At 75.0% G+C, this 653-nt stretch carries 1 pseudogene; it reads right to left on the bottom strand.

The annotated features are described in order from the left end of the window. Nucleotides 1-653 (bottom strand): annotated as a pseudogene (locus AC1DKN_RS20995) (HNH endonuclease signature motif containing protein); the annotation flags it as partial.

The following is a 653-nucleotide window of genomic DNA, read 5'->3' as shown; positions in this document are numbered from 1 at the left end:
TCGCAGGCGAGCTTGCGGATGGTGCCTGTGGTGACGGGGCCGGTGAACAGCAGCGTCCCGGTGCCGTGCCTGGTTCCGGTGCCGTGCTGTGCGGTGTTGGCAGGGGTGCCTGCTTCGGCGGGAGTCGTCCCGAGCCGGGTGAGCAGGTCGCGGTAGTCGATGGTGGCCATGACCTGGGGCCGGAGCCCGCCCGCGGCGGGCAGCCCTCCGGTGGCGAGGGCCGCTTTGCACGCGCCGACCAGGCCGTCGAGCAGCTTCTGGGGCCGGGAGCGGAGGTCCAGGGACGGCAGTGCGGGGTCCTCTTCCACGGTGGCGGGCTCCGCAGCCGGGCCTGGCGCATCCGCCGCCCCACCCTCGCCCGCCCCGCCCTCGCCCGCCCCGCCCTCGCCCGGTCCGGCCTGCGCCGTGTTGCCGGTGGCGGTGCCCTGGCCGGCGGCGGGGCCGGTGCGGGGGTTGGTGGCGGTGTTCATCACGGTCACCAGGTGCTCGAACTGGTCCGCAGTCGCGAAGATTTCCAGGTGCTGCAGGCCGTGCCGGGGTTTGCGGAGGAAGGCGCCCTGGAGCTGGCGGAGCAGTTCCTCGGAGGGCTCGGCGCCGTCCTGGTCCAGCGCCTCCGTCCACCGGCGGCTGACCCGGGCCAGGAAGTCGGTGTC

This window comes from Arthrobacter sp. 01N444 (assembly GCF_056399305.1).
Note: the sequence above shows the minus strand (reverse complement) of the source record. Positions and strands in the feature narration are given on the sequence as shown.